The sequence below is a fragment of the Enterobacter sichuanensis genome (assembly GCF_002939185.1).
Taxonomy (GTDB): domain Bacteria; phylum Pseudomonadota; class Gammaproteobacteria; order Enterobacterales; family Enterobacteriaceae; genus Enterobacter; species Enterobacter sichuanensis.
The window spans coordinates 1-1,002 of the sequence record NZ_POVL01000153.1 but is presented as its reverse complement, the minus strand read 5'-3'; the positions used below and the strand labels follow the sequence as shown (position 1 = coordinate 1,002).

Genomic DNA, 1,002 nt, shown 5'->3' with positions numbered 1-1,002 from the left:
GATTTCCAAAGACCCGGCCGGAAATGAGGCGACCTCTCCGTCCTTCGACATCACCGTTGATGCAACCGCGCCGGAAAAACCTGTGCTGGGATCCGCAACGGATGATGTGGGTACAATCCGTGGCGATCTGAGCAACGGCGGTACCACTGATGATGCGAACCCAACCTTCAACGGTACCGCAGAGCCGGGCAGCCGTGTCGATATTTATGACAACGGCGAGCACATCGGTTCGACGATTGCGGACGATAAAGGCGCCTGGCAGTTCACACCAACCACACCTCTGCCAGAGGGTGAACACCATATCACCACCACCGCAACGGATGAAGCGGGCAACACCGGCCCGGAATCGGATGATTTTGTGCTGGTGACTGACTACACGCCACCGGTGGCAACCAGCGATGTGCTGAGCATTACTTCCGTAATGGACGATGTCGGCGGTCGACAGGGCAATGTCGCCAGCGGTGAAATCACCGATGACAGCAAACCGGTTATCAATGGTATTGGTGAAGCGGGCAGCACCGTCTTTGTTTACAGCACGGATGCTAACGGCAAACATCTGCTGGGCTCAGCTGTGGTCGACAATGAAGGCAACTGGACGCTGGCGCTCGATACCCCGCTGGTGGAAGGGCTTAATCAGCTGACGCTGGAAACCCAGGATGGCGTTGGCAACCGCGTCGCGGGTGAAGCACCGCCTTACGATATCACTGTTCTGATCCCGGTCAGCACCGAGCCGTCCATCAACAGCGTGGTGGACAACGCAGAGCCACACGTTGGCCCGCTGCAGAAAGGCGAGTCGACCAACGACACCACCCCAACCCTGAGCGGCAGCGCTGCACCGGGCGACGTTGTGTCTATCCTCGACAACGGGAAAGTGATTGGTACCGTCAAGGCGGACAGCAGCGGTAAGTGGGTGTTCACCCCGGATACCGCGCTGGCGGATGGTCAACATACCTTCACCGTCACTGCGACTGACGCAGCGGGCAACGCGCGTACCAGCGGAAC

1 protein-coding gene is annotated in these 1,002 nt (G+C 59.0%); it reads left to right on the top strand.

Going from position 1 to position 1,002, the window contains the following annotated elements; all coding sequences use genetic code 11:
* A partial coding sequence (locus tag C5687_RS24250; protein ID WP_146086315.1) for an Ig-like domain-containing protein occupies positions 1-1,002 on the top strand: 1,002 nt, incomplete at both ends.